Source organism: Micromonospora lupini str. Lupac 08, assembly GCF_000297395.2.
GTDB classification, from domain to species: domain Bacteria; phylum Actinomycetota; class Actinomycetes; order Mycobacteriales; family Micromonosporaceae; genus Micromonospora; species Micromonospora lupini.
On record NZ_HF570108.1, the window covers coordinates 1,293,233 to 1,313,726 of the forward strand.

Annotated in this window: 19 protein-coding genes and 1 tRNA gene; 9 read left to right on the forward strand and 11 right to left on the reverse strand. The window is 71.9% G+C overall.

Annotated elements, in window-relative coordinates; genetic code table 11:
- Positions 1 to 6: 6 nt before the first annotated feature.
- Entirely contained in the window at positions 7 to 1,713 is a 1,707-nt protein-coding gene (locus MILUP08_RS07200; protein WP_007456142.1) for a hypothetical protein, read from the reverse strand.
- A gap of 407 nt (positions 1,714 to 2,120) precedes the next feature.
- On the opposite strand from MILUP08_RS07200, the gene MILUP08_RS07205 reads away from it, so the two are divergent.
- Together MILUP08_RS07205 and MILUP08_RS07210 are read left to right on the forward strand one after the other, a co-directional pair.
- Positions 2,121 to 4,001, forward strand: coding sequence for an O-antigen ligase family protein (locus MILUP08_RS07205; RefSeq protein ID WP_039905553.1), 1,881 nt, complete (start codon positions 2,121 to 2,123; stop codon positions 3,999 to 4,001).
- Positions 3,994 to 5,466, forward strand: a complete 1,473-nt coding sequence (locus tag MILUP08_RS07210) for a glycosyltransferase (RefSeq protein ID WP_007456147.1) — start codon at positions 3,994 to 3,996, stop codon at positions 5,464 to 5,466. Before MILUP08_RS07205 ends, MILUP08_RS07210 begins: the two co-directional genes overlap by 8 nt.
- Positions 5,467 to 5,536: 70 nt before the next feature.
- On the opposite strand, the gene MILUP08_RS07215 is transcribed toward MILUP08_RS07210, so the two are convergent.
- Complete coding sequence (locus tag MILUP08_RS07215) at positions 5,537 to 7,063, reverse strand: sugar transferase (RefSeq protein ID WP_007456149.1); 1,527 nt, start codon at positions 7,061 to 7,063, stop codon at positions 5,537 to 5,539.
- A gap of 107 nt (positions 7,064 to 7,170) precedes the next feature.
- A complete protein-coding gene (locus MILUP08_RS07220) occupies positions 7,171 to 8,259 on the reverse strand; it encodes an LCP family protein (protein ID WP_007456151.1) in 1,089 nt (362 codons plus the stop codon).
- Between the two features lie 262 nt (positions 8,260 to 8,521).
- On the opposite strand from MILUP08_RS07220, the gene MILUP08_RS07225 reads away from it, so the two are divergent.
- Both MILUP08_RS07225 and MILUP08_RS07230 read left to right on the forward strand, forming a co-directional pair.
- Entirely contained in the window at positions 8,522 to 9,340 is an 819-nt protein-coding gene (locus tag MILUP08_RS07225; protein WP_039907398.1) for an MOSC domain-containing protein, read from the forward strand.
- A gap of 109 nt (positions 9,341 to 9,449) precedes the next feature.
- Positions 9,450 to 10,496 carry an expansin EXLX1 family cellulose-binding protein gene (locus MILUP08_RS07230; protein WP_007456155.1) on the forward strand — a complete coding sequence of 349 codons (1,047 nt, stop codon included), beginning with the start codon at positions 9,450 to 9,452 and terminating at the stop codon, positions 10,494 to 10,496.
- A 70-nt stretch (positions 10,497 to 10,566) separates the two neighbouring features.
- On the opposite strand, the gene MILUP08_RS07235 is transcribed toward MILUP08_RS07230, so the two are convergent.
- The 4 genes from MILUP08_RS07235 to bcp form a co-directional block, all read right to left on the reverse strand.
- Positions 10,567 to 11,094: a GNAT family N-acetyltransferase gene (locus tag MILUP08_RS07235; protein ID WP_193376609.1), complete on the reverse strand. Its 528-nt coding sequence runs from the start codon at positions 11,092 to 11,094 to the stop codon at positions 10,567 to 10,569.
- 91 nt (positions 11,095 to 11,185) lie between these two features.
- Positions 11,186 to 11,268 (reverse strand) — tRNA-Leu (locus MILUP08_RS07240).
- A complete protein-coding gene (locus MILUP08_RS36250; RefSeq protein WP_193376567.1) occupies positions 11,254 to 11,886 on the reverse strand; it encodes an HNH endonuclease in 633 nt (210 codons plus the stop codon). Before MILUP08_RS36250 ends, MILUP08_RS07240 begins: the two co-directional genes overlap by 15 nt.
- A 315-nt stretch (positions 11,887 to 12,201) precedes the next feature.
- Positions 12,202 to 12,678, reverse strand: coding sequence for a thioredoxin-dependent thiol peroxidase (bcp, locus tag MILUP08_RS07245; protein WP_007456160.1), 477 nt, complete (start codon positions 12,676 to 12,678; stop codon positions 12,202 to 12,204).
- Positions 12,679 to 12,962: 284 nt separating this feature from the next.
- Between bcp and MILUP08_RS07250 the strand changes: the two genes are divergently transcribed.
- The 4 genes from MILUP08_RS07250 to MILUP08_RS07265 are packed head-to-tail and all read left to right on the forward strand — an operon-like array spanning position 12,963 to position 15,663.
- A complete protein-coding gene (locus MILUP08_RS07250) occupies positions 12,963 to 13,679 on the forward strand; it encodes an energy-coupling factor ABC transporter permease (RefSeq protein ID WP_007456162.1) in 717 nt (238 codons plus the stop codon).
- A complete protein-coding gene (locus MILUP08_RS07255; protein WP_007456163.1) occupies positions 13,676 to 14,122 on the forward strand; it encodes a PDGLE domain-containing protein in 447 nt (148 codons plus the stop codon). Before MILUP08_RS07250 ends, MILUP08_RS07255 begins: the two co-directional genes overlap by 4 nt.
- Positions 14,123 to 14,137: 15 nt before the next feature.
- Positions 14,138 to 14,908 carry a cobalt ECF transporter T component CbiQ gene (gene cbiQ, locus MILUP08_RS07260; protein ID WP_007456164.1) on the forward strand — a complete coding sequence of 257 codons (771 nt, stop codon included), beginning with the start codon at positions 14,138 to 14,140 and terminating at the stop codon, positions 14,906 to 14,908.
- Positions 14,905 to 15,663 (forward strand): energy-coupling factor ABC transporter ATP-binding protein, encoded by a 759-nt coding sequence (locus tag MILUP08_RS07265; protein ID WP_007456165.1) that lies wholly within the window; start codon positions 14,905 to 14,907, stop codon positions 15,661 to 15,663. The genes cbiQ and MILUP08_RS07265 overlap by 4 nt, the downstream gene beginning before the upstream one ends.
- A 42-nt stretch (positions 15,664 to 15,705) precedes the next feature.
- On the opposite strand, the gene MILUP08_RS07270 is transcribed toward MILUP08_RS07265, so the two are convergent.
- From MILUP08_RS07270 to MILUP08_RS07285, 4 genes are read right to left on the reverse strand one after another with little or no spacing between them, the layout of a single operon-like run.
- On the reverse strand, positions 15,706 to 16,785 hold the full coding sequence (locus tag MILUP08_RS07270) for a hypothetical protein (RefSeq protein ID WP_007456167.1): 1,080 nt from the start codon (positions 16,783 to 16,785) through the stop codon (positions 15,706 to 15,708).
- A complete protein-coding gene (locus MILUP08_RS07275) occupies positions 16,782 to 17,498 on the reverse strand; it encodes a DsbA family protein (protein WP_007456169.1) in 717 nt (238 codons plus the stop codon). Before MILUP08_RS07275 ends, MILUP08_RS07270 begins: the two co-directional genes overlap by 4 nt.
- Positions 17,491 to 18,015, reverse strand: coding sequence for a MauE/DoxX family redox-associated membrane protein (locus MILUP08_RS07280; protein WP_007456171.1), 525 nt, complete (start codon positions 18,013 to 18,015; stop codon positions 17,491 to 17,493). Before MILUP08_RS07280 ends, MILUP08_RS07275 begins: the two co-directional genes overlap by 8 nt.
- A gap of 32 nt (positions 18,016 to 18,047) precedes the next feature.
- A complete protein-coding gene (locus MILUP08_RS07285; RefSeq protein WP_007456173.1) occupies positions 18,048 to 18,620 on the reverse strand; it encodes a sigma-70 family RNA polymerase sigma factor in 573 nt (190 codons plus the stop codon).
- A 202-nt stretch (positions 18,621 to 18,822) separates the two neighbouring features.
- On the opposite strand from MILUP08_RS07285, the gene MILUP08_RS07290 reads away from it, so the two are divergent.
- Positions 18,823 to 20,487, forward strand: a complete 1,665-nt coding sequence (locus tag MILUP08_RS07290) for a copper resistance CopC/CopD family protein (protein WP_007456175.1) — start codon at positions 18,823 to 18,825, stop codon at positions 20,485 to 20,487.
- Positions 20,488 to 20,494 lie beyond the last annotated feature (7 nt).

Below are 20,494 nucleotides of genomic sequence, written 5' to 3' on the forward strand. Positions count from 1 at the left end.
CAACCGTCACCAGGTCGCCCCGGTCCGGAGGTGCTGCCAGGTCAGCCCGGTGCACTCGACCGGCCCGGTGCCGCAGGACAATGCGGCGTTCGTGTTGGTCGCCCGGCTGCCGTCGGCCCGCACGAGTTCGCTGACGTCGACCGCCAGATCCAGCGCGTACGAGACCAGCGATCCTCCGGCGGCGACAGCCGCCCCCCGTGCGCCCCGCGCGAATCGCAGCCCGTCGCCGCGGACTACGGCCGCACCCGAGTTGCGCACCCGCGCCACCCCGCCCGTTGTGTTGTCGATTGCCACGTTCGACACCGTCAGCTCGGTGGTGGTGTTGAGGTCGACAAGCCAGGGCGTCCCCACCGTCCGTGACTGATTGACGGCCAGCCGGGGCAGGACGTGGGTGGCCGCCGGGGCGGTGACCAGGGCGCCTCCCCGACCGGCGATCTGCACGTCAGACACGCTCGCCCGCCGTACCGTGGCGTGCGTCGCCCATCCGGGCAGCTCCACCAGGTAACTGTCGCCGCTCGCGGTCAGGCTGACCGCCCGCACGGTCAGGTCGTCCACCACCCCCGCGACCTGGGCGACGGCGGTGCCGGCGGACGTGCCAGCGACTGTCACACCGCTGACCAGCAGTTGGCCGATCGTCGCCGTCCGGGCCACCAACAGCAGAGGCGCGGCGTCGAGTTGTTCGACGACCACGTCCTCGACGGTGAGACCGGCGAGGGTGGCCGGCCGGAAGGGCACGACCCGCACCAGCGGCTCGCGTCCGCGGGGCCCCTGAACCCGCAACCCGCGCAGCTGTACGCGGCCCACCGCGGAGCCGTTGATGTGCACCATGCCGCCCCGACCGGGCAGCGTGCCGGCCGCGATGTGCTCGACGATCAGATCGTCCACGCGGCCGCCGGTGGTGCGCCAGTCGGCGGTGTCGTCACCGATCCAGATGACGTTGTTGCCGGCGAGACCCGTGACACCCCGGATGGTCGTGCGCGACGCGGTGGTGTCCGGCGACCCTCCGAGTACCTTGACCAGTGCCGCGAGCGAGGCCACGTCGACGTCCTCGATGACCGTGTCGGTCACCGACCCCGACACGTCGTCGTACGCCTGCCAGTCGCGGGGAGTGATGGCGATGGTGTCGTCACCCGTCGAGCCGCGGATTCCCGAGATCCGGGTCCGCACGGCGGGCCCCTGGATGTGGACGCCGTCGGAGTGCACCGCGAATTTGATCTCCGTGACGGTGGTGTCGATGACGTCGCCCAGGGAGATGGCGTACTTGTCGCTGGCGGTCTGCACCGTCAGCCCCTTGAGCGTCAGGCCGTCCACCCGGCGCCACCGCAGGGTGTGCAGGTCGGGGCCCGTGCCCCCGACCCCGCTCGCGCGGACCCAGGTGCCGCCGATGACGGTGATGTCCCGGTCCCGACCGCCCTCGGCCACCGCCGTGTTGGTGAGCAGGTTGCAGGCGCTGCCGGCCGCCAGTGTGACGGTGCAGCCGGACATGATCAGCGTCGTGCCGGTAGGCACCACGAGGGGCGCGCTGACCCGATAGTTGGCGCCGGGGGCACCGCGAACCAGGCCGCCCGTCCCCCTGTGGAGGGCGGCGTTGAGCACGCCGGTGTCGTCGCCGCCGGAAGGGGGCGGCAGCAGCACGGTGCCTTGCGGGGGCGGGGCGTCACCGGCGAGGACCAGGCCGCTGGCGGCGGCGAGGAAGGTGCGTCGGGTGATCATCTGCGGCTCCGGGGGTGGTCCCGGGTGACCATACCGGGTGGCGACTGTCGACTATGCGTACGTCGTGTCAACTGTCCGACCGAAAACGATAAGCATCGTACTGATGGCCCGGCAATCGTCCGACAGGCGATCCCTGTTCACCCCGCCGGCCGGGGTCCTCCAGGGCGAGCTTCCGGCGACGCTCGTGAGCGCCTCTGCTGATACTGTGTGCCGCGGCGGCCGACGCATTGCGGCTGCTCGACCCACCACAGTGCACGGCCGCGCTGGTCACCGGGCTTCCCCTGGCTGTGGTCGTCCGCGTGCATCGCGGCAGCCGGTTCGGCGTTGTTGTCAGCAGGGTTCGGTGTCAGCGGAGGCCGGCCGGACCCGATCTCGGGGCAAAGGCAGCGATGGGTTCCAGAGGAACTGTGACTGATTCCGGCACGGACGACGCGGAGATCCGTCCTCCCGAACAGTCCCCGGAGCGGGGCGCCACCGACGACGTGGATCGTGGGTCACACCTCACGCATGTCCTCGGCTGGGTGCTCGATCCTCGCCCGCCCGTCACCCCCGGCCCCTGCCTGATCTGGTGGGCGTCCTGGGCGCTCGCCGCGATGTCGGCCCTCTACATCGCCTGGACGGTGCCGTCGCTCCTCGGCGTCGTCTTCGCCGTCGCGTTGCCGCTGCTCGTGCACCGGCTCCCCGTCAGCGGGATCGTGCTCGTCGCGGTTCTCGCCCAGGAGATCAAGCCGAACGGACGCTTCGGCGAGTTGACCACACTCGGTTACCCGGCGTTCATCAGCCCCGGCAAGGCCCCGATCATTCTGCCGCTCGCGGTGACGGCGGTTCTCGCAGCCGCCGCGCGTTGGTGGCCGCCGGTACGCCCGCAGCTCCGCTCGGTCGGCGTCGCGCTGCTCGGGCCGGCCGTCGGCCTCGTCGTGCTGGCCGTCGGCAGCGGCCTGTTCCACGGGCAGTCGGTCTTCTCCGCCGTCAATCAGAACGCCCGACCCTTCGTCCTGTTGGTGCTGGGCCTCCTCATCGGCATGAGCCTGCGGTGGCTGCGGGCCGACCAGCGAACCAGCAGGGTGACGGTCTGGACCCCGCTGATCGGCCTGCTGGTCGCGGCTGCCGTCGCCATTCCGCTCGGTGAGACCGCCGACGATCGGCTCAGCGCCTACTTCATCTACTACGATTCCGCGCTGCCGGCGATCGCGGCGGCGGTGTTCATCGGCGTTCTCGGGGACAACGGGTGGCGCTGGGACTGGCGGTACATGGTCCTGGCTGCCGCCACGCCACTGCTGATCCTGATCAGCTTCCGTCGGAGCGTCTGGGTCGCGGCGCTTGTCGCACTTGTCGTTGTCCTTGTCCTCACCTGGGAGCGGTGGCAGCGGGTGATCCGTCAGTTCGGGTTCGCCGCCCTGGTCGTGGCGGTGGTCGTGCTGGCCGCACCGGGTTTCGCCGCGGATCTCGGCCTGCGCAGCGCGGGCAGCTTCGACCTCGCCAGCGGCGGGCCGAGCGCCAGTGCCAAGCCGAGCCCGAGTGGTCAGCCGAACGCCAGTGCCAAGTCGAGCGCGAGTGGACAGCCGAGCCCGACTGCCAGGCCGACCGTGACCGGGACCTCGGGCGCGAGCGGCGTGCAGGGCGGCATGCCGACTGGAACTGGCAAGCCGACTCCGACTGGCAAGCCGACTGCCAGTGGCAAGCCCACCGCCTCGCCGATCGTGACCGGCGCTCCGCGCCCGGCCGCCGGTCCGGGCGACATACCGCGCCCGACCGGTGCTGCGCGCACGAGTGGCAGTCCGAGCCGATCCGCCAACACCTCCGTGGCGCCGAGCCGGCCGGCGCAGACTCTGCCGACCCAGGAGAGCGCGAAGAACCAGGCGGAGTCCACGAGTGGGCACCTCAGCGACCTCCGCCTCGGATGGGACTACGTGCGGGCGAACGTCTGGACCGGGGTCGGCCCTCTCGCCCCCCAGCTTCCGGGTCTGGCCGCCACCAACTCCGAGCGGGTGTACGTCCACAACGAGTTGCTGCAGGACTGGCTGCGGTATGGCCCGCTGGCACCGGTGCTCGTCATCCTCTTCCTCGTGGCGGCCGCGCTGGCGGCGATGAAGGCCGTCCGCGATCCGGGAAGCGACGTGGTCGTCCGGTCCGCGGCGGCGTTCTGCCTGATCGCCCCGTTGTGCCTGATGACCGCGCCGTTCCTGTCGGAGACGAGTCGATGGCCGCTGGTGCTGGGCATCGCGGCGGGAATCGTCGTCCCGATGTTCCTCGGTCGGAGCCGCCGCGAAGGACAGCCGAGTGAGTGAGACGCCGCCCCTCGCACTGCGGTTCGCCCTGTGGGCCCAGCGCCAGGCCTACGTCGTACCGGCGCCGCTGCGCCGCTTGGGTGGACGCACGCTGCGCCGGTTCGCCCACCCGGGGGAGCAGACGTCGCGCCCCGGCGAGGACTGGTCGGTGCCGCTGGTGTCGGGCAGGGGAGCGGGCGATCTGGAGGCACTCCGGCCGATGGCCGCCGAGCCGCGTCCGTCGGTCCCGCCGCGCCCCGTCGAGGTCACCGCTTTCCGGCGGGTCCGTTGCGCCATCGCCACCGGCGTGCTCGACGTCGGCGGCGCGGAGGAGGTGGCCGCGTTCCTGGCCCGGCGGCTCCCGGCCCACACCGTCGACACCGCGGTCATCTACAGCGGCACGCGGTTGCCGGGGCAGGACGGTGTGGGCGGCCGGCTGGCCCGCGCCCTCGCCGACGAGGGAGTCGCGACCCACCTGGTGACCCCGGACGACGCCGCCGATTGGATGCGCTCGTGGCGCCCCGACGTGATCAGCGGGCACAACGCGGACGACTGGCTGCTCGACGTGGCCACCGAGGTCGGCGTCCCGTGGGTGGAGACGCTGCACGACATGCACCGCTTCTACCACCCCGATTCCTGGGTGCCGGAAGGCCGGCGGGCGCAGAGGATCGCAGCACAGGTCGCGGTAAGCGACCTCGTCCGCCAGCAGTACCTCGTCCGGAACCCGGGTTACCCCGAAGACCGTCTCATCACCGTGCCGAACGGCGTCGACGCCGCCCGCGTCCGACGCGTGGACCGGGCGCGGGCTCGCGCCGCTCTGGGGCTGACCGACGAGTTCCTCTTCGTCTCGCTGGCGCGATACTGCCTGCAGAAGAACACGTTCGGCCTGGTGACGGCATTCGCCGACGTGGCCGCCGAGCACCCGGATGCCCACCTGCTGGTGGCGGGCCGCGCCAACGACGACCTGCTGTACTACGAGCAGACCCGGCAGGCCGCCTCGTCGGTACCCAGCGCAGATCGCATTCACCTGCGTGGACACTGCGCGAACCCGTTGGCGCTGCTGGCGGCGGCGGACGCCTTCGTCCTCGACTCTTTCTTCGAGGGCTGGTCGCTGGCGTCGATGGAGGCGCTGGCGGCCGGGGTGCCCGTCGTGCTGACCGACGTCGGTGGCGCCCGTGAGCAGCTGGCGAACGGCCGGCGCGGGCACCTTGTCGCCAACCCGGCCGGCAACGCCGAACTCGTCGACTGGCAGGTGATCAACGATCTGCGGTATCGACCGCAGGGCAATCGTGCTGACCTGGTCGCCGCCATGGTGTCGATGATCCGCGAACGCGCCACGTGGGCCACGGACCGCGAGCGACTGCGCGAGGAGGCGATCGGCCTGTTCTCCCCGGACGAGTCCCTGGCCGGGCACGCGCGGGTGCTGCGCGCCGTGGCGCTCGGCGAACGGCTGCCCACCCAGGGCTGGCGCGCGGACGACGCCTGACACCCACCCGGCGGCCGGAACGCGACGTCACGGACGGCCGAACCAGGTGGCTACCCTCGCCGGTCCTTTGTCATCGGCCACCACCGCGAAGAACCTCGGCGACAGTACGTAGCACGACCTTGATGTCGAGCCACAGCGACCAATTTTCGATGTAGTAGTTGTCGAACCTCGCCCGGTCCGAGATCGGGGTGTCGCCGCGCAGGCCACTGACCTGAGCGAGGCCGGTGAGCCCGACTGGCACTCGGTGGCGCATCGCGTAGGTGGGGTACTCGATCGAGAACTTCTCCACGAAGTGCGGCCGTTCCGGCCGGGGGCCGACCACGCTCATCTCACCACGCAGGATGTTCCAGAGCTGGGGCAGTTCGTCGAGCGACGTCCGGCGCATGAACCGGCCGACCAACCCCACCCGCTGGTCGTGCGCGATGGACCAGTGCGTCTGCGACTCGCTCTCGTCGGCGGGCCGCATGGAACGGAACTTGATGACCTTGAATGGCCTGCCGTATCGACCGATCCGTTCCTGGTAGAAGAAAATGCCGCGCCCCCCGTCGAGGAACGTCGCAATCGCACACAGCAGCAGCACCGGGCTGAGGACGAGCAACGCCACCGCGGCGAAGACCACATCGGACGCCCGCTTGACGGCCCATCGAGGGCCGGAGAGTTTGGTATCACCGATCTTGACGATCGGTATCGCGCCGATGTGGTCGGGATATCCGCCCAGGGACCGGGATCCCCAGAGACGCGGCACCGCCCAGAGGTCAGAGCGCGAATTGACCGCCCGCAGCAGGATGTCCATCAGCGCCGACTCGGAACAATCCGGGTCGGCGATGACCAGGACGTCGCATTCCAGCATCTCGGTGAGCTTCTCAAGGTCGTCCAGCGTGCCGATCAACGGAACCGACCCAATGCCCTCATCCGGTGCGACATCGACGCATCCGACGAACCGCAGGCCGTACTGCGGGTAGCGCCGCAGGAGCCGGGCGAGCTCCAGACCCACTGGCCCGCTACCGATGATGATGGTGTTGTGCTCCACCCACCGGCGCTTGCGGGCGACGATGGTGAACGCCCTGCTGAAGGCCCGGCCGACGATCACCAGGCCGGCGGAGAGCGCGACACCGCGCATGAACCCGCCCACGTAATGCACCGAGTCGTGACGCTCGGCGGCGATGATGGCGACCGCCGCGGCGGAGGCCAGCAGCCGTCCGCAGATGCTGGGCAACTCGTCCAGGATTCCGACGTGCCGCCGGGCCCGGTAGAGCCCGCCGGACGCGAAGATGGCCACCGCGAGCGCGGCGTTGGCCAGAGTCCCCCGCCAGTAGTTCTGGCTCAGCAGCAAGGGGACCAGTAGCGCGACGACATCGATAGGGGCGGTCAACATCCAGGCCCGCAACCAGCGCGTCCGCTTCGAAGTCCGAGATCCCGCGTACGGCAGAACCGCAGTGGTGTCCAAACCGGAGCGGGCGGACGCTGTCGCCGACACCCTCGTCGGGTCGCCGACAGGGTCGCTGTCCGCGTCGTGCTGCGCCTCCTCCTGTGGCGGCGCGTCGCCGAACTCGGTCCGTCTCCCACCCGGGTAACTCATGACCGGTTGGCTCGACATGGTGATCCTCCCCCGTGGACCCTCCGGCGCAATTCATAGCCAGGGGGCGATCGAAGGTTACGACCGCGTCAGTTGCACCACCAGAGCCGGCACGGCATTCCTGTCTCCTACTTTGCGGCGGACGCGATGTCGGCCACCGAATCGCGGCGAACCGCGTCGAAGACACGTTGCGCCTTGCCCTTGTCCGCGATCACGACGCTTTCACTGCCGATTTGGCCCGTCCCCTTGGTGGGGCAGGTGAAGAACGCGAGGTTGCCGCCCCGGAGATGACGAAGTTCCATCGACAGGTCGACCAGGGACAGGGAACGGTCGACAGCCACCGAGTTGGCTGTGGCCTTTACGAACGAGTTCAGCTTGGCGGGGTTGGCGAGCACGCCGCCTGAGGCCGCCTTGTCCAGAATGGCCTTGATGACCTGCTGCTGATGCTTGATGCGGGTGAAGTCGCCGTTGGCGAACGCGTAACGCTCGCGGGCGTAGTCCAGGGCTGCGGCCCCGTCCATCGTCTGCCGGCCCTTGGTGAACTCGCGCCGGCCGTCGGGGTTGAGCGAGTGGGTCGAGGTGAAGCTCTGCTCCACGTCGATCTCCACGCCACCCAGCGCGTCCACGATCTCCTTGAAGCCGGAAAAGTCGACCATCGCCACGTGGTCGATGCGGACGTTCGTGAACTCCTCGACGGTCTGGACCATCAGCGGGACGCCGCCCCACGCGTACGCCGCATTGATCTTGGCGTCGGTGCCTCCGCGACCCTCCTTCGACTTGGGCACGTGCACCCACGTGTCACGGGGGATGGAGATCAGCTGAGCGCTGGACCGGTCCTTGGGAAGGTGGGCCACGATGATCGTGTCCGATCGGGAGCCCGAGCTGTTCTCCGTGTCGCGGGAGTCGCTGCCGAGGATCATGATGTTCATGGCGCCGGTGGCCACAGGCTGGGGACGCGACTCCTCGGGAACCCCGCCGAACGCGTCAACCCGTTCGATGTCGGAGTTGATTGAGCGGAAGTAGAGACCGCTCGCCACCACGCCACCGCCAGCGAGCAACGCCACGACCACGAGGGTGATCAGGACGATCCGCTTCCACCGCCGCCGGGGCCGCGGCGCCGGGGAGGCGGTCTGCTCGCCACCATCTGGCTGCCCAGGGTCGACCGGCCCCGCGTTCGTCGGGAGGTTCAATTCTGCGGTCTGGTCTGCACGCGCCATAGCGGCGATGCTACTGATTCACGTTCCGGCCCGCGTACCCTCGTCCGGCCAGGAACGCCCGCCGATGGTGGGAGGATCGTCGGCCGGCGACCGGTTCGACGCCGTGCAGCCGAGGCTCGCGCCTGACGCGATCCTGCTCACGAACAACGTCACCACCACCAACGTGCTCGCCGAGCGTACGGTCGGCGGTTCCACTCCCCACGGGACGGTCACGCCCACCACCGGTACCCCGGCGACGGCATCGGCGTGGCATGGTGACCGGGTGCGGCTGACCTCGATCCACACGTACCCCGTCAAGGGTTGCCACCGGCTCGACCACGACGGCGCGTTCGTGCAGCCGTGGGGCCTGGCCGGCGACCGACGCTGGATGGTGGTGGATGTCGACGGCGTCGGCGTCACCCAGCGGCAGACCACCCGGCTGGTCCGCCTGCGCGCCACCGTGCGCCCCGGCGGCCTGGTGCTGCGCGCCGACGGGCAGCCCGACCTCGACGTGCCGGAGCCGGCCGGCGGTGACCCGGTGCCGGTGCGGACCTTCCGCAGCCGGACGATCCGGGTCGCGGCGCTGCCCGCCGGCCCGGCGGCCGACGCCTGGCTCGGCGCGCTGCTCGACCGGCCCGTCCGGCTGGTCTGGCTGGCCCACCCGGCCCGGCACGTGGCCGCCGGTGCGCGTGAGCACGACACCGGCGACCAGGTCAGCTTCGCCGACGCCTACCCGCTGCTGCTGACGAACGCCGCATCCCTCGACGCCCTCAACGGCTGGCTCGCCGAGGCGGGGGAGGAGCCGGTGCCGATGACCCGGTTCCGACCCAACCTGGTCGTCGACGACGCGCCGGCCTGGGCCGAGGACGGCTGGGCCGGCCGGTCACTGCGCATCGGCGACCTGCGGCTGCGCGCCGCCGGGCCGTGTGACCGCTGCGTGGTCACCACGACCGACCAGGAGACCGGGGTACGCGCCAAGGAACCGCTGCGCACACTCGGCCGCCACCGCAACATCGGCCAGCAGCTCCTCTTCGGACTGAACGTGGTGCCCGTCGACAGTGGCCGGTTGCATGTCGGCGAGCGGGTCGTCGTCGAACCCTGACCAGCCGGCTCAGCGGTCAGGTGAGCAGCCGTCACCGTCCGTCGATGCTGTCTTAGCTTTGGCTTAGCCGGCTTGTCCGGTCGCACGCCGGTCCGGCAGCATCGCCGACGTGACCGACGGAAGCGCTCCCGGCGGCGTCGACAGCAGGGGCATCGACGTCAGAGGTGTGGACGTCCGCGACGTCGACATCGAACTCGACCTGGACCGTGCTCCGGACCACCGGCCCGCGTCCCCGTCCGGCCCGGTGCCCTGGCTCGTCGCCACCGGCGTCACAGTGCTCGCCGCGGCGCTCGGGCTCACCCTGGCCCTGCGGTCCGGCTCCGCCCCGGCCTGCGCCGCCGGCCGGACGCTGGCCGCGCCACCCACCGGCACCGCCACCCACAGCGGCAAGGCGACCTTCTACGACTCGAAAGGCGCCGGCGGCAACTGTTCGAACCCGGCGGCGCCGGCGAACCGGCTCTACGTCGCGCTCGGCCCCACGGAGTACGCCGCCGGCGCCGCCTGCGGCGGCTTCCTCGACGTCACCGGCCCGAAGGGCACCGTGCGGGTCCTGATAATGGATCAGTGCCCGGAGTGCGAGCCGGGGCACCTCGACCTGTCCCGGGAGGCGTTCGCCCGGATCGCCGACCCGGTTCAGGGCCTCGTCCAGGTCACCTACCGCGCGGTGGTCAACCCGCCACTGCCCGGCCCGCTGACCTTCCGGATCAAGGAGGGCGCGTCACAGTTCTGGTTCGCCGTCCGCGTCGGCAACCATGGCAACCCGCTGCGCGCCGTCGAGGTGCGGCAGGGCGACGACGGCCCGTGGCGCGCCACCGCCCGGCAGGACTACAACTACTGGCTGCTGGCCTCCGGCGCGGGTCCCGGCCCGTACAGCGTGCGGGTCACCGACGTGTACGGACACCGCGTCACCGTCTCCGGCATCCGGATGGCACCCGGCCAGGTCCAGACCAGCGTCGTGCGGATGTACGAGCGCGGCGTCGTGGCCAGGACCTCGCGCCCGTCCGCGACGGCCCGCCCACCTGCGGCCCGGCCCAGCGGTACGCCGACAGTCGCACGTCGGCCGGCCGAGGTGGCGAAGGCGAACGCCCCGGCCACCCCGGTCGCCGACGGGCCCTCCACCCGACCGGCCGGGGCAACCGCCCGCTGGTGCGGCTGACCCAGCTGGTCGGCGCCGGCCGGTGTGCTGGCCGACCTGGTGTGGTCGCCGGCCTGGTGGCGCTGGCCGGTCAGTCGGTTGGTGTCAGGTCGAGCCACATGAGGATCTCGTCGCGGTCGTCGCCCGGCGCCACCCGTAGCGCGCCCGGCAGCCGGCCGATCTCCCGGTACCCGAGACGGCGGTAGAACCCGTCCAGCCCCAACCCGTCGCGCACCGTCACGTGCAGCGCCTCGTGACCCAACTCCCGACCCAGCCGAGCTGCCTCGCGCATCAGCGCCGACCCGTGGCCCGCGCCCTGGGTGTCCGGGTGGACCATCACCCGCTTCAGCACACACCAGTGCGCCTTGAGGCCGAACCGGTTGTCGCAGAAGACCAGCATCGCCACGGGCCGGTCGCCGTCGTACCCGACCAGCAGCCGGTCCGGCCCGTCGGCGATGCCCGCGAACGTCGGGTCGGCGATCGTACGGACGTCGGCCGAGGTGACCGGGGGTACGAAGCCGACCGCGCCACCGGCGTTGCTGGCGTCCACCCAGAGGGCGACGATCTCGGCGCGCAGCAGTGGGGTCAGCTCGGGATCGAGGACGAAGCGCAGAGTCACGGCGCCCATCCTGGCTGCTCGACCAGCCTCGTGGCCCGCGACCGTGACGCGTTCGACAGCGGGCCCCGCGCACGAGATCTGCGTTGGCTTGTGCGGGAGAGGGGATTCGAACCCCTACGCCCTTTCGGACAATAGGACCTAAACCTATCGCGGCTGCCGTTACGCCACTCCCGCCAACTCGCTGAGTCTAGAGCGTCGAGCTTCGACGGTGTTGAGCCCCGCCTCCCTGAGGATGGTGGAGATCGTGCCCTGGCCTACCGTGCACTGCCCGTCGGGCAGGTGGCGCAGGATCTCCGACAGCCGCTTCGGCCCGACATCCGGATTGGCCAGCGCCTGTTCGATCACCGCATCACGATGAGCCCTCGAACGCCAGCGGCGGTCCGGCCGCGGCGTCAGCACGCCTTCCTGCTCGAGCAGTCGCCGGACCTTGTGCAGGTATGACGGGTGACAGCCCAGGTGCTGTGCCGCCTCCAGGGCCGTCAACTGCTGCGCGTCGACCCGGGCGAACAGGTCGACGATCTCCTCCCGCGTTGCCGGCCGGCGCTCGGCAGCCGCTGTCTCGTGCACGCGTTCCTCGTCAGCGCCCGCCGTGGGTACGGAAGTGGCGAGATCGCGAACCCGGTTCCGTCGGACGGCGAAGGTCTCGGTCTGACTGTGGCAGTTCGGGCAGAGAAACCGCAGATTCGGTGGCCGGTTGTCGAGGAAGTCCCCGTTGATGTGGTCGACGTGCAGGACCAGTGGTGCGCCTCGCCAGACCGGCCCTGTCCCGCACGCTTCGCACTCCTCCGGCACGCCGAGTGTCGCGAGGGCCGCTTCAATCGCACACCTGGCGTCCGTCGGGACCCCTCGGACATCTGGACCAGGAGCTGTGCCGATGTCGTCCGCCGTACGCCTCGGTCGTGTGCCTGCCCCGTGAAGTGCGACGTGTCGATGCCGAACCTCTTGAGCTGCCGGCTGATGTGGGCGTGGGAGCCGCCACTGACCCGGACGCCGAGCAGCCGCATCACCTCGGTGATGTTGCGCGCCGAGGCGGCCGCCTGCGCCAGCGCCTCGGGCGTGTACCTGTACCGAACCATTGACGGACGGTAACGGGACCGTGCGACACGGTCAGTCCAGGCCGAGGTCGCGGCGGAGTTTGGCGACGTGCCCGGTGGCCTTGACGTTGTAGAGCGCGCGTTCGATCTTGCCGTCGGCGTCGATGACGAAGGTCGAGCGGATCACGCCGGTGACGGTCTTGCCGTACAGCTGCTTCTCCCCGTACGCGCCGTACGCGGTGAGCACCGCCCTGTCCACGTCCGAGACCAGCGGGAAGGTGATGGCGTCGCGGTCGCGGAACTTGGCAAGCTTCTCCGGCTTGTCCGGGGAGATGCCGATCACCTCGTAGCCGGCGGCCTGGAGCGAGGCGAGCGAGTCGCGGAAGTCGCACGCCTGCTTGGTGCAGCCGGGGGTCATGGCGGCCGGGTAGGCGTACAGAACGACCTTGCGGCCGCGCAGGTCGGCCAGGGAGAGCTGGTCGCCGGTGTCGGTGGGGAGGGTGAACTCGGGCGCGGGGTCACCGGGGGAGAGGCGGTCGGGCGCGGTCATGGCCCGACCCTACCGCCGGGCGCGTCGGTGTCGGCGTCGGCGGCGCGCGCCAGCCCGTTGATCGACTCGCCTTCGGCGAAACCGGGGTGTCCCCGAGCGGCGGACACCCCGGTTTCCAGGAAACCGAGTCGATCAAGCGACCGCTCGGCGCCGAGCGGCGCCGAGCGGCGCGGCAAAGGTGATCAAGGCCATGCGTTGTTGCCAGAGTCTGGCAACAACAACTCCTAGGAAATAGGCTGACCCGGCCGGTCCCGGACAGGGCCCGCTGACGCGTGGGAGGTCGCGTGGAGACACTGGCGATGCACATCTCGAACGGGATCATCGACGGTCCCGTCGCGGCGGTCTTCGCGGCCCTGGCGCTCGCCGCGCTCACCGCTTGCGTGCTGCGCGGCCGGCGGGACCTGGACGACCGGCTCGCCCCGATGGCCGGCCTGGTCGCGGCGTTCATCTTCGCCGTCCAGATGCTCAACTTTCCGATCTTCACGGCCGGTGTGAGTGGTCACCTGCTCGGTGGCGCGCTCGCCGCGATGCTTGTCGGGCCGTGGGTCGGCGCGCTCTGCGTGGCGGTGGTGCTCGTCGTGCAGGCGCTGATCTTCGGTGACGGTGGTGTGGCGATGCTCGGCCTGAACATCACCAACATGGCGCTGCTCGGCACCGCCGCGGCGTACCTGCTGATCGCCGTGCTGTTGCGGGTGCTGCCCCGCACGCGCGCCGGCCTGGCCGTCACCGCGTTCGTCGCGGCGCTTCTCAGCGTGGTGGTCGCGTCCCAGGGCTTCGTCGTCGAGTACTGGCTGGGCGGCACCACAGACCTGGGCGGCAACCTCGCCGGCCTGGCCGGCACGATGGCCGGGGTGCACCTGCTGATCGGCATCGGCGAGGGCCTGATCACCGCGACGACCGTCCTCACCGTCGCGAAGGTGCGCCCCGACCTGGTGTACGCGCTGCGCGCGCTGCCCACTCCCGCCGTTCCCGCCGTCGGAGTCTCCGGAGGTGTCCGATGAAGAACCGATCCTGGGCGTTCCTGGCCGGCGGTCTGCTGGTCGCCCTGCTGCTCGCCGGCGTCGTGAGCAACTACGCCTCGTCGCACCCGGACGGGCTGGACTCCTCCCTGCTCAAGGGCTGCACCGTCGACGCCGACGACAACATCGTCGGTGGCAGTTGCCCGGCGCAGCAGGCCCGCGAGCACGAGTTGGGGGACAGCCCGCTCGCCGACTACGGCGTGCGGGGCATCCGGAACAGCTTCGTCTCGACAGGCCTGTCCGGGGTGCTCGGGGTGCTGGTGACCTTCGCGATCGGCGCCGGCGGTTTCTGGCTGCTGCGCCGCCGGGGCGACGCGTCGACAAGGGGTGACGACACGGCCGACGGCACGTCGAGCACCGGCGACGCGACGGCCGCCGAGGGCGCGACGGGTGACGCGGTCACCGCCGCGCGCCACACCAGCTGAGCAGGGGGTACGTCGATGGGTGCCGGTCACGGGCACGTGCTGTACCGCGAGTCGACCTCGCCGGTGCACCGGCTCCCGCCCGAGGTCAAGATCGTGGCGATGGTGGTCTTCACGATCGCCGTGGTGGCCACCCCGCGTGCGGCGTTCTGGGCCTTCGGCGCGTACGCCCTGTTGGTGGCGGCGGTGGCGGCGCTGGCCCGGGTGGGGCCGCGTTGGCTGCTCAGCCGCGCGTTGATCGAGTTGCCGTTCGTGCTGTTCGCGGTGGCGCTGCCGTTCCTGGGCACCGGCGAGCGGGTCGAGGTGCTGGGGCTGCGGCTGTCCGAGGACGGCCTGCACGGCGCGTGGAACATCCTGGCCAAGGGCACCCTGGGTGTCCTCGCCTCGCTGCTGCTCGCCGCGACCACCACCACCCGGGACCTGATCGTGGGGTTGGACCGGCTGCACTGCCCGCAGGTGCTCACCCAGATCGCCACGTTCATGCTGCGCTACCTCGACGTGCTGGTGGGCGAGGCGCGACGGATGCGGGTGGCGCGGATCTCCCGGGGTGACGACCCACGCTTCCTGTGGCAGCTGCGCGGCTTCGCCGCCGGCATCGGGGCGCTGTTCCTGCGCGCGTTCGAGCGCGGCGAGCGGGTCTACCTGGCGATGCTGTCGCGGGGTTACACGGGACGGATGCCCGCGGTGTGGCAGGGCGACGGTGCGGCGACCGCCGGTCAGTGGCTGGTCGCGGCGACCGTTCCGGTGGTGGCGGCCGCCATCGCCGCGACCGCCGTCGTGCTGACATGATCGGTGTCGTGCAGACCGCCCTCTCGCTGGACGTTCGTGGTGTCCGGTACGCGTACCCGGACGGGCACGTGGCCCTGCACGGGGTGGACCTGACGGTGCCGCGCGGTGACCGGGTGGCGCTGCTCGGGCCCAACGGCGCCGGTAAGACGACGCTTGTGCTGCACCTCAACGGCATCCTCACCCCTACCGAGGGCAGCGTGCGCGTCGGCGGGCTGGCGGTCACGCCGGATCGGGCCACCCTGGCGGAGGTGCGTCGCCGGGTGGGCATCGTCTTCCAGGACCCGGACGACCAGCTCTTCCTGCCCACGGTGGCGGAGGACGTCGCGTTCGGGCCGGCGAACCTGGGCCTGCGCGGGGCGGAGCTGGCCGTCCGGGTGGACGAGGCGCTGGCCGCCGTCGGGATGAGCGAGCATCGGGCCCGGGCGCCGCAGCATCTCTCGTTCGGGCAGCGCCGGCGGGTGGCGGTGGCGACGGTGCTGGCCATGCATCCGGAGATCCTGGTGCTTGACGAGCCCTCGTCGAACCTGGACCCGGCGGCTCGACGCGAGCTGGCCGAGATCCTGCGCGGCCTGCCGGTGACCCTGCTGATGGTCACCCACGACCTGCCGTACGCGGCGGAGCTGTGCGACCGTTCGGTGATCCTGGACGGCGGCCGGATCGTCGCCGACGCCCCCACCCTCGACCTGCTGGGCAATGAGACCCTGCTGGCCCGTCACCGCCTCGAACTCCCCTACGGCTTCACTCCCCAGCCGTAACGCCCCGATCTCGCACGTGCTGTCCCGGTCTTCGACGGGCGGTCAGGGGGTCGGGACCCGGGTGGCGGCGCGGGAGGCGGCGTGCAGGCGGAGGACCCCGGCTGCTGTCGCGCCGACGCCGGTGATGAGGACTGCGGCCACCATGACGCGGGCGACCCCGGGTGACCACGGCACCGGGACGACCGACCGGCTGAACACGGCGGCGTTCGACACGCCCGCGAAGAGGGCCAGGCAGGCGCCGGCCAGCGCCACCGCGAAGTCGGCGGCCGGGCGGCGGGCCAGCGCGTAGGCGCCGGCGGCGAGCGCGCCGAGGCCGGTGAGCAGTGCCCAGACCTGGCCGCCCAGCAGCCCGGCGAGCACCCCGCCGACGCCCTGGGCGCCGGCGTCCAGCTCCCGTCCCACCGGGTAGAGCACGGCGACCGCGCCGCCGAGGAGCAGCAGCACGCCCACCGCGGACAGCGCCCGGGCGCCGGCCGTGGAGGCGGCGGCGAGCAGGCCGAGCGCGCCCACCGCGAGCAGGCCGACGATCGTCACCGTCCACCAGGTGTACGCGTCCGGCGGCGGCACCCAGTCCAGCGTGCCGGCTATCTGCGCGGGGTCGGCGCCGTCGCGCAGCGGGATCGTCCAGTCCCGGACCCGGTGCTCCCGCTCGGGGGCGAGGCGTGCCGCGTCGGGTGGCGCCGACTCCTGCCACCGGGTCCGCTGGTCGTGCCAGCGCACGGTGGCCCCGTCGTCGACGCGCCGCCAGGACGGCGGGGCGGCCGGGTCCGCGTCGGCCGGCAGCGCGGTGTCCCCGGCGAGGGTGCGGTTGAGGTACGTGGCGGGGGACCGGCTGTTCTCGTACACGCCGTCCGGACCGACGCGCAGGTACGGCTCGCCGGAGTAGCCGATCACCTCGATCGTCCGGCTGGTGCGGTTGGTCAGTTCCAGTCGGGCGCCCGCCTCGATCACCCGTACCGTCAGGCCGGGTCGGGCCGGCGTGACGCCTGTGACGCGGGTGCGGTAGTCGGTGCCGTCCGGCGCGTCAGCGCCGTGCGCGGCGGCGGGCGCCGCGGTGAACAGCGTCGCCGCGCAGGCGGTGGCGGCGATCAGGGCGGCGCGCGCCAGCAGCGTACGGATCACCTGCCGGCCGCCGCCACGGCCGCGGTGAGGCCCTGCGGGCTGCGGTCGGCGAGTGGCTGGCCGTTGATCAGGACGGTGGGGGTGCCGGTGACGTCGCTGCGGCTGGCCTCCTCGGTGACGTGCTCGGTCCACGTCTTGTACGTGCCCTTGGAGACGCAGCTTCCGAAGGAGTCCCGGTCCAGTCCCACGCCGACGCCGATGTCGATCAGCTCGTCGTCGCCGAGCCCGGCGCTGCCCTCGGGCGGCTGCTTGGCGAAGAGCGCCTTGGCGTACTCGCGGAACTTGCCGCCGGCCGCCGCGCAGCCGGAGGCGGCCGAGGAGCGGGTGGAGTACTCGGTGGTGGAGAAGCGGTTGAGGAACGCGACGGGGTGGTAGACGACCTTCGCCTTGTTCTCGGACACCAGCTGCTCCAGCGTCGCGCCGCTGCTCTGCTCGAACTGGTTGCAGACCGGGCAGAGGAAGTCCTCGTAGACGTCGACGGTGACCGGCCCGCCGCCGGTGACGATGCCGGTGCCGGGCCCGTTGGCGCCGGGCGGCGTGGTGAAGCTGTCCGAGCGCTGGCTGGACCAGACGCTCCAGCCGATCAGGCCGGCGATGACCAGCACGGCGACGGCGGCGGCGGAGACCCAGACCGTGCGGCGGCGGCGCCGTTCGCGGGCCAGTTGCTCGCGGACCACCCGGGCCGCGTCCCGCTGCCCCTTGCGACTACTCATCCTCGTCCTCCACGGCGGGTTCGGCGGACAGCCACCCGTCCACCGAGACGGGCGTACGCGGCCAGATCACCAGAAATCCGGCCAGCACCAAGAATCCCAGGTCCCGCAGGATCTCCGGGAGGTAACTCGGGGCCTGTCCCTCGGCGAGCTGCCCGCCGCTGCCGAAGCAGCCGCAGTCGATGGCCAGGCCACGCGCCCAGGCCGAGGAGATCCCCGCGACGAAGACCAGCAGCAGCGCGGCGGAGATGGCCGCGCTGAGCCGGGTGGCCAGCCCGAGCAGCAGCAGCACGCCCAGGGCCAGCTCGACGAAGGGCAGCGCGGCGCCGACCACTGTCGCCACGTCGTACGGCAGCACCTGGTAGGCGTTCACGGCCCGGCCGGAGGCGGCCAGGTCGCCGACCTTCGACGCGCCGGCCACCAACCAGACGGCGGCGAGGCCGAGGCGGGCCGCCGTGCTGAGCCAGGGCCGGACGGCCGCCCAACGGCCGGCCCGGTCGGGGGGTGGGGTCACGTTCATTTGTCGTCCCGTCCGCGCCGGAAGTTCCGGGCTCAACCGGTGAGGGCGTCGCCGACGGCCTCGACCAGCTCGTCGCGGGCCCGGGCGACCCGGGAGCGGATGGTGCCCACCGGCACCCCCTCGACGTCGGCGGCCTCGGCGTACGACAGGCCGAGCAGTTGGGTCAGCACGAACGCCGCACGTCGCTCGGGGCTCAACCGACGCACGAGGTCGGTGGCGCCGAGCTGCCCGGCCGGGTCGGGATGCGGATGGTCGGTGTACGCGTTCGCGGCCAGCCGCTCGTCGAGACGACGCCGCCGGATCACCGTCCGCAGGTGGTCGGCGCAGGCCCGCCGGGCGATGCCGAGCAGCCAGGTGCGGGCGCTGGAGCGGCCCTCGAACGCCGGCAGGGCCCGAAACGCCCGCAGGTACGTCTCCTGGGTGAGGTCGTCGGCGCTGTCCGGGCCCACCAGGGCGGCGACGAAGCGCCACACCTCGGCCTGGGTCAGCCGGACGAACACGGCCGGGGCCGCGGGGTCACCGTCGCGCGCGGTCAGGGCCGACTCGGTCGCCGGGTCGCGGGCGACGTCACCTGTCGCACCGGAGTCACGCGGGACGGGGATCACGACAAACCAGGTTACGCGCCGCCGGGTGTGCCGTCAGGGTCCTTCGGCACTTGGATGGTCTGCGACACGTCGGGAACTTTTCGCCGCCGCCGGTCGACTACCTGCTCATGACACGCGACCTCTCCCGCGCGGCGCTGGCGGCTGGGCGCAGGTGAGCCGTTCCCCCGCCTCGGGTCGCCGACATCCAGGTCCGTCGGCGACCATGGCCGGCATGACTGTCGCACCCCGCCGCTGGATCGCCCGGCTGGCTGCCGCCGCCGGCCTCCTGGTCACCGTCGTCGCCCTGTTGATCGCGCCCGCCACACCGGCCAGCGCCCACGCGGTGCTGTCGAGCAGCAGCCCGGCCGCCTCGTCGGTGGTGCCGAGCGGGCCGGCCGAGGTGGTGCTCACGTTCAGCGAGTCGGTCCGCAAGGTCCCCGACAAGATCCGGGTCATCGCGCCGGACGGCGCGCGGGCCGACCGGGGTGAGCCGTCCTTCGAGGGCGCCGTGGTCACCATTCCGGTGGACCCGGCCGGTCAGCGCGGCACGTACCTGGTGACCTTCCGGGTGATCTCCGCCGACAGCCACCCGGTCTCCGGCGCGTTCACCTACTCGGTGGGGGCGCCGTCGACGCCGCCTGTCGACTCCGGCAACGACAGCCGCGCCGACCCGGTGGTGGAGACCGCCGTCAAGGTGGCCCGTTTCCTCGGGTACGCCGGTCTGGTGCTGTTGGTCGGGCCGGCGCTGGTGCTCGCCGCGCTGTGGCCGCGCCGGCTCTCCCGGCGGGGTCCCACCCGGCTGGCCTGGGTCGGTCTCGGCCTGGTGGCCGTCGCGACCCTCGCCGACCTGTGGTTGCAGGTGCCCTACACCGCTGGTGGTGGCCTCTTCGAGGTGACCGGCGAGGGGTTCGGCAGCGTGTTCGGCAGTGCCTTCGGCGCCGCCCACCTGGTCCGGCTCGGCCTGTTGGCGGCCTCGGCGTTCCTGCTGCGCCCGCTGCTGGCCCGCCCGGCCGGTCGGACTGACGCGATCATCCTGGCCGTGCTCGGCGTGGCGGCCCTGCTGACCTGGCCGCTGGCCGGGCACCCGGCGGCCTCCCCGGCGCCGGCGGTCTCGGTGGTGGTCGACGCGGTGCACCTGGGCAGCATGGCGGTCTGGCTTGGCGGCCTGCTGATGCTCGCCGTCTTCCTGCTGCGCCAGGCCGACGAGCGGGAGTTGGGCGCGATCCTGCCGATCTGGTCGCGCTGGGCGGCGCTCGCCGTCTCGGCCCTGCTGCTGGCCGGCACCGTCCAGGCGCTGATCGAGGTGGCCACCCCGGACGCCCTGTTCAGCACCACGTACGGGCGGCTGCTGCTGGCCAAGATCGCGCTGTTCGCGATCGTGATCGCCGTGGCCGCGTACTCCCGGCAGTTGGTCCGTCGACGCACGGCGGCCCAGCGACCGGCGCCGGTACGCCGGGCGGTCCTGGTCGAGTTGGCCGTCACCGTGGTGGTGCTGGGGTTGTCGGCGACGCTTGTGCAGACCACGCCGGCCCGCACCGCCGTGGCCGGGCCGTCCGGCGCCGAGGCGGGGCTCTTCTCCACCACCCTGACCAGCTCGCTCTTCACCCTCCAGGTCGAGCTGGATCCGGCGCAGCGGGGCAACAACTCGGTGCACCTGTACGCGTACACCAAGGACAACCAGCCGCAGCCGGTGGCGGAGTGGCGGGCGACGGCCGCGCTGCCCTCGGCCGGGATCGAGCCGATCGAGCTGCCGCTGCTGCCGTTGACCGACAACCACTCGTACGGCGACGTCAGCCTGCCGGCCGCCGGCGACTGGCAGTTGAAGATCACCGTTCGCACGTCCGACATCGACCAGGCCACGGTGACCGCCACCGTGCCCATCCGTTAGAGAGGTT